This is a genomic window from Pseudomonas sp. AC463, from assembly GCF_979253585.1.
On sequence record NZ_CEEDDZ010000001.1, the window covers coordinates 441,828 to 448,672 of the forward strand.

Genomic DNA, 6,845 nt, shown 5'->3' on the forward strand with positions numbered 1-6,845 from the left:
GACCTTAAGATTCGTCTCAAAAGCGAATCGTAATCATCCAGCCCCGAATAACTTGGACAAAGTGTGACAACTCAAGCCGCCGGCACCAGCGCCACGCGCCGCTCGCGCAACAGGTGAAATGCCACAAAGGCGCTCAGCGCAAAACACGCCTGGATGGTGATCATGGGCGTGGCACTGCCGTCGCGCAGATGGCTCAACAGCACGCCGCTGCAGGTGGCGCCAAACATCTGCGCAAAACCCATCAAGCCTGCCGCCAGGCCAGCGCGGTGTGCATTGGGCATCACCCCGCCGGTGACCGAGCCGGGCAATACCAGGCCGCCGCCGAGGGTGACCAGCGCCACGGGGATGTCCAGGCCGAGTACCGACAGGCCAAACAGCTTATAGATGACCAGTGCGGAAACGCCGCCGATTGCCACCAGCGTCACGCCCATCGCCACGATCCGCTGCGGCCCCAGACGCAGGATATTGCGTCGGGTGTAGGTGGACCCGACGATCAGCATCGACACAATCACGCCGAAATTAATGCCGTATTCCAGGCTGCTGAAGCCCAGCAGGTTGATAAACACCGCCGACGAACCGGCGATCACCGCAAACATGGCGCCATAGGTGCACGCCAGGGCCACGGCAAATGCGCGGTACTGGCGGCCCTTGAGCAAATCCAGGTATTGCCCGCCCAGGGTGCGCCAGTGGCCGGCCTTGGGGTCGAGGTTGTGGTTGCTCTCGCGGAAAAACAGCAGCGCCAGCAGGAGCACCACGCTGCCAATCAGCAACGCGAGGATGATCGGCGCGCGCCAGCCCAGCAGCTTGATCAGCAGCCCGCCGACCATCGGCGCCACCACAATGGCGTAGAGCATGCCGATCATGGTCAACGCCAGGGCCGGCCCCGCCTCGGCCTTCCACACATCACGCACCACGGTGCGCGCCAACACCAGCGCGGCGCAGGCACCCAGGCCTTGCAGCACGCGGGCGGCGATAAACTGCTGGATGTCGCTGACCAGCAGCATCGCCAAGGTCGCCAGCACGTACAACGCCAACCCGCCGAGCAGCACCGGGCGGCGGCCGATGCGGTCCGACAGCGGCCCGAACAGCAACTGCCCGAGGCCAAATGCCGCCACGAACGCCGACAGTGCCATCAACGCCGAACCCGCCGGCGCCAACAGCGCCTGCTCGATGGCACCCAGGCCGGGGATGATCAGTTGGGTCGAGACTTCACCGAGCGCCGTGAGGGCCACCAGTAAAAACAGCAAGTTTCGCGAGGGGGCCGGGGCGTTCGACATGGGGATTATCCGGGGGCTGGATTAATTTATATTTCGACCATAATATGAGCAAAAAATTATGTCCATAATTTTTTCCTCAACGGTCACCCCCCGGAGCCCGCCATGCACCCTCTTCCCCTGCGTCTTCTCACGCCCCTGGCGCTGTTGATCGTCCTCAACGGTTGCAACAGCCAGGCCGATACCGCCGCTCAAGTGCCGCAACCACGCCCGGTCCTCGCGGCCAAGGTCGAAGCGGCCGGCACCCAGCAAAGCGCCTATACCGGTGTGGTCGCGGCCCGTACCGAAAGCGATTTGGGCTTCCGCGTCAGCGGTAAAGTCATCGAACGCAAGGTCGACCCCGGCCAGCACGTTTCCCGTGGCGACACCCTGCTGGTGCTGGACATCGGCGACTTCGAGCTGGCCCTGCGCTCGGCAAAAAACCGCGTCAACGCCGCCCAGGCCCAACTGCGCCAGCGTCGCGACGATGAAAATCGCTACCAGCGCCTGGCCAGTACCGGCGCGGTGTCGCGGCAGATCTTCGATCAGTCGGCGACCAACCTGCGCGTCGCCGAAGCCGAACTGGCCTCGGCGCAATCGGATGCCAGCCAGATCGAAAACCGCCGCACCTACTCGGTGCTCAAGGCCGATGGCGACGGCATCATCACCGACGTGCGTGTGGACCGTGGCCAAGTGGTCGCCGAAGGGCAGATCGTCGCGCGCCTGGCCCATGACGGCGCCCGCGAAGCCATCGTCAACTTGCCGGAAAACCAGCGCGACCTGGCCGCGCAGAAAGCCCTGGCCTTCCCCTTCGGCGCGCCCGACCAGGCGGTAACCGCCACCCTGCGCGAGCTGTCCGCCAGCGCCGACCCCACCACCCGCACCTACCGCGCCCGTTATGTATTGCACGGCGCTGTCGATCGCTTCGCCCTCGGTTCGACCATCACCGTGCGCCTGCAAGGCAACGGCCAGGCCCAGCAAACCCGCGTGCCCATCGGCGCCTTGCAGGACGCCGGGCAAGGCACCGGCGTGTGGCTGATCGGCGCCGATGACAAGGTCACTTTCGCCCCGGTCAAAGTCGCCAGCCTCGGCCAGGAAGACGCCCTGCTCCACAGCGGCGTAACCCCCGGCCAAACCATCGTCGCCCTCGGCGCGCACCTGCTGCACAGCGGTGACGCGGTACGCCTGCTGCCCGCCCAGGCGCTGGCCCTCAACCGCAAACAGGACAACTGAGCATGCGCGGTATCAACCTCTCTGAATTGGCGGTCAAGCATCGCGCGGTCACACTGTTCCTGATCATTGCGATCCTCGCCGCCGGGATCTTCTCCTTCGGCAAACTGGGGCGCGCCGAAGACCCCTCGTTTACCGTCAAGGTCATGACCATCACCGCCGCCTGGCCCGGCGCCACCGCCGAGGAAATGCAGGAGCAAGTCGCCGACCGCCTGGAAAAACGCCTGCAGGAGCTGGACTACTACGACCGCGTCGAAACCATCGCCCAGCCGGGTTTTGTGTCGATGCGCATGACGTTTCTCGAATCCACGCGCCCCAGCGAGATCCAGGACCTGTTCTACCAAACGCGCAAAAAGCTCAGCGATGAAGCGGCGAGGCTGCCCAACGGTGTGATCGGGCCGTTCTTCAACGATGAATATTCCGACGTGTACTTTGCCCTTTACGCATTTGAAGCCGAGCACCTGCCCCACCGGCAACAGGTGCAGATGGCCGAAGAACTGCGCCAGGGCCTGCTCAACCTGCCGGGGGTGAAGAAGGTCAATATCCTCGGCGAGCAGGCGCAGCGGATCTTTGTCGAGTTTTCCTACGAGCGCCTGGCGACCCTGGGCATCAAGCCGGACCAGATCTTTGCCGCCCTCGCCGCCCAGAACGCCGTGGCGCCCTCGGGCTTTGTCGAAACCGCCGGCGCGCGGGCCTATATCCGCATCGATGGCGCCTTCGACAGCCTCGCACTGATCGAAAACGTGCCGCTGGAAGTCAACGGCCGCGTGCTGCGCATCGCCGATGTGGCGACCGTGAGCCGTGGCTATGAAGACCCGCCCAGCTACCGCATCCGCCATCAGGGCGACCCGGCGCTGATGCTCGGCGTGATCATGGAGAAACACTGGAACGGCCTGGACCTGGACAAGAGCCTCAAGGCCCAGGAAGCCAAAATCCACGCGGACCTGCCGCTGGGGGTGAACTTTGCCAAAGTCTCCGACCAGGCGAAAAACATCAGCCTGGCGGTGAATGAATTCATGCTCAAATTCTTCGTCGCCCTGGCGGTGGTGATGGTCATCAGCCTGTTGGCCCTGGGTTTTCGCGTCGGGCTGGTGGTGGCGGCGGCGGTGCCGCTGACCTTGTCGGTGGTGTTTGTGATCATGCTCATGACCGGGCGTGAGTTCGACCGCATCACCCTCGGCGCGCTGATCATTTCCCTCGGGTTGCTGGTGGATGACGCGATCATCGCCATTGAGATGATGGTGGTGAAACTCGAAGAAGGCTTCGACCGGATCCACGCCGCCACCTTTGCCTGGAGCTCCACCGCCGCGCCGATGCTGACCGGCACGCTGGTGACCATCATCGGCTTTCTGCCGGTGGGCTTTGCGCGCTCGGGCGCCGGCGAATATGCCGGCAATATCTTCTGGATCGTCGGCTTTGCGCTGATCTCGTCCTGGCTGGTGGCCGTGGTGTTCACGCCGTACCTGGGGGTGAAACTGCTGCCGAATATCAAACCGGTGCCCGGCGGCCACGATGCGATTTATGCCGGGCGTTATTACCAGAAATTGCGCAGCCTGGTGCAAGCCTGCGTGCGTAGCCGCTGGTTGGTGACCGGGCTGGTGGTGACGGCGTTTGTGCTGTGCGTGGTGGGCATGGGCGTGGTCAAGAAGCAGTTTTTCCCCAACTCCGACCGCTCCGAGCTGATCCTTGAGGTGTACATGCCGCCCGGCAGCGCCTTCAAAAGCACCGAGGCGGTGGCCGCGCAACTGGAAAAGGCCCTGTTGCAAGAGCCGCAAACGACCATGGTTGACACCTATGTGGGCGGCGGCGCGCCGCGTTTCTTCCTGTCGCTGAACCCCGAGCTGCCAGACCCGGCGTTTGCCAAGCTGATCGTGCAGACTCCGGATTCCCACGCCCGCGACGCACTCAAGCTACGCATGGGCGAGCGAATTGCGGCAGGTGAATTCCCCTCGGCGCGGGTCCGCGTGACGCAACTGCTGTTCGGCCCGCCCGTGCCCTTCCCGGTAGTGTTCCGCGTCTCCGGCCCGAATGTGGAGGTGCTGCGCGGGCTGTCCGAGGACGTGCGCCAGGTCGTCGCGGCCAATAAACTGACCAAGGACGCTTTCCTTGACTGGGGCGAGCGCACCAGCGGTTATCGCCTGGTGCTGGATCAGGACCGCCTGCGCCTGCTGGGTTTCACACCCAACGAGGTCAAATCCCAGCTCAACGCCCTGCTCAGCGGCAACCCGATCACCGAAGTGCGCGAAGGCAACCGCACCGTGTCGGTGGTCGCCCGCGCCCAGGGCAACCAGCGCGAGAACCTCGGCAACCTCAACAACATGACCCTGACCAACAGCGCCGGCACTTCGGTGCCGCTGGCCCAGGTCGGGCATTTCCAGGCGGTGATGGAAGAACCGATCCTCAAGCGCCGCAACCGCGCGAGCACCGTGGAAGTGCGTGCCGACATCATCGACGGCGTGCAACCGCCTGACGTGGAAATGGCTGTTTACAAAGACCTGCAACCGCTGATCGCCAAGCTGCCCGCCGGTTACCGGATCGACATCGGCGGCCCGGTGGAAGAAAGCGCCAAGGCCAACGTCGCGCTGGCGGCGCTGTTCCCGATCATGATTTTGCTGACCCTCACGGTGATCATGTTCCAGGTGCGCTCCTTCGGCGTGATGTTCATGGTCTTCGCCACCGCGCCGTTGGGCCTGATTGGCGCGGTGCCGACGCTGCTGCTGTTCAACCAGCCCTTTGGCTTCAACGCAATTTTGGGCCTGATCGGCATTGGCGGGATTCTGATGCGCAACACGCTGATCTTTACCGACCAGATCCGCCAGAACCAGGACCATGGCATGGCGATCCACGAGGCAATCGTCGAAGCCACCGTACGCCGTGCGCGGCCGGTGATCTTGACCGCACTGGCGGCGGCGTTGGCGTTTATCCCGTTGACGCTGTCGGTATTCTGGTCGTCGCTGGCCTTTGTGCTGATTGGCGGGGTGCTGGTGGGCACGCTGTTGACACTGTTGTTCCTGCCGGCGCTGTGCAGTTTGGTGCTTGGGCGAGAGAAGACAAAAGTTGTCGATCAATCCCACATAACTGCCGGATAAGCACTACAGACCCGTCCGGAAAACCTCTGCAAAGTCCTTCGCCTGATCACACAGCGCGAGGGATTGCAGATGGTTTTTCTGGAAGGTGTTTTGGTTGATGGGGTTATATCTTGAACCCCGCCATCGGCCGTTTGGCCCTGGCTCCCATGGACGTGAAGGAACCGGATGTCGAAGGCGTCTTCCGTGATTTTCGTGAATGCCTGAACAGCTTTGACGAATGGGCGGAGAGCTTCTGGAGCTTTTCGGCGCTGGACGTCGAGCAGGTGTTCAAGGTCGGGGATGAGGTGCAGTTGGTTGCGCCGATCAACCGCTCCCTGTTTCCCAGCAGCACGACCGCACAGTGCAAAGCTGACGGCACACTGACCCTGGTGCATATGTTCCAGAGTTCGCGATTTGTGCCCATTGGCGATACGCCGGTGGTGCTGCAACGCATCGACCCCAACGGCGGCCCGCTGGGTGAGCCGATTCATAAAACCATCGGGCCCAGCGGCATTCTGGAAATCACCGAGTGTGATCGCAACCAGAAATACCGGATCAACTTCTACCCCAACGTTTCCAAGGATCACGTCAAGACGCTGTATGCGTCTTATCAGTCGGTGATTGCGGAGCTGGAAACACGCCTGCGCCAAGAATGGACCGACACCTTCAAGGCCGAGTGGGACGACTATGTCGACGCCACCCCGCTGGACCGTCGCCGGATGGCCGAGACGGCGTTTCTGAGCGGCATGGGTAAAGCGCTTAACAGCCTTTGGGACAATATCTCACAGCTGTATGAGCTGCTGGCGGACCTCAAGGCTAACAGCGAAAAGTTGCTGCAATACATCTCCCAAACCGAACTCGATGAACTGTTGAAGCTGGGCAACGACAAGATCGCGCTGGGTTTGCTGACGCTGAGCGATGAACCGTTGTTGTTTATCCATGTGACGGCGATGGTCAGTTGGATGCGCTTGCTGCCGCCGCCGCAAATGAATGAGTTGATGGGGGAAATCACCGGCGAGGTGTTGATCAACTTGTTGCTGATTTGGGCAACACGTGGCATGGGGATTGCGGTGCGACTGGGGACTCAGGTGCTTGGTTCCATCAAGTCCGGGCGCGCGCGGGATCTGTTGGAGTTACTTGCCAAACAATTGGTCGGGCCGAAGTTGGAACCGCATGTCGAAGCGGCTAAACCTTTATTGCTGGGAAGCGCGCCAACCGCGATCAAGTCCGTGCCGGCTGCGCAGTTGAAGGCTGGGGAGCAGTTGGTTTCTAACCCGGTGACGGCGGTGCGCAG

At 62.6% G+C, this 6,845-nt stretch carries 3 protein-coding genes and 1 pseudogene; 3 read left to right on the forward strand and 1 reads right to left on the reverse strand.

The window, feature by feature from the left end; genetic code table 11:
* Positions 1 to 71 precede the first annotated feature (71 nt).
* A complete protein-coding gene (locus tag AC0IYH_RS02070; protein WP_116628162.1) occupies positions 72 to 1,277 on the reverse strand; it encodes a multidrug effflux MFS transporter in 1,206 nt (401 codons plus the stop codon).
* 102 nt (positions 1,278 to 1,379) lie between these two features.
* Between AC0IYH_RS02070 and AC0IYH_RS02075 the strand changes: the two genes are divergently transcribed.
* The 3 genes and pseudogenes from AC0IYH_RS02075 to AC0IYH_RS02085 form a co-directional block, all read left to right on the forward strand.
* Positions 1,380 to 2,486, forward strand: coding sequence for an efflux RND transporter periplasmic adaptor subunit (locus AC0IYH_RS02075; protein ID WP_471832838.1), 1,107 nt, complete (start codon positions 1,380 to 1,382; stop codon positions 2,484 to 2,486).
* Between the two features lie 2 nt (positions 2,487 to 2,488).
* The gene (locus AC0IYH_RS02080) at positions 2,489 to 5,572 is read left to right on the forward strand and encodes an efflux RND transporter permease subunit (RefSeq protein WP_471832839.1); all 3,084 of its coding nucleotides are present in this window, start codon (positions 2,489 to 2,491) and stop codon (positions 5,570 to 5,572) included.
* A 146-nt stretch (positions 5,573 to 5,718) separates the two neighbouring features.
* Positions 5,719 to 6,845 (forward strand): annotated as a pseudogene (locus tag AC0IYH_RS02085) (type IV secretion protein Rhs); the annotation flags it as partial.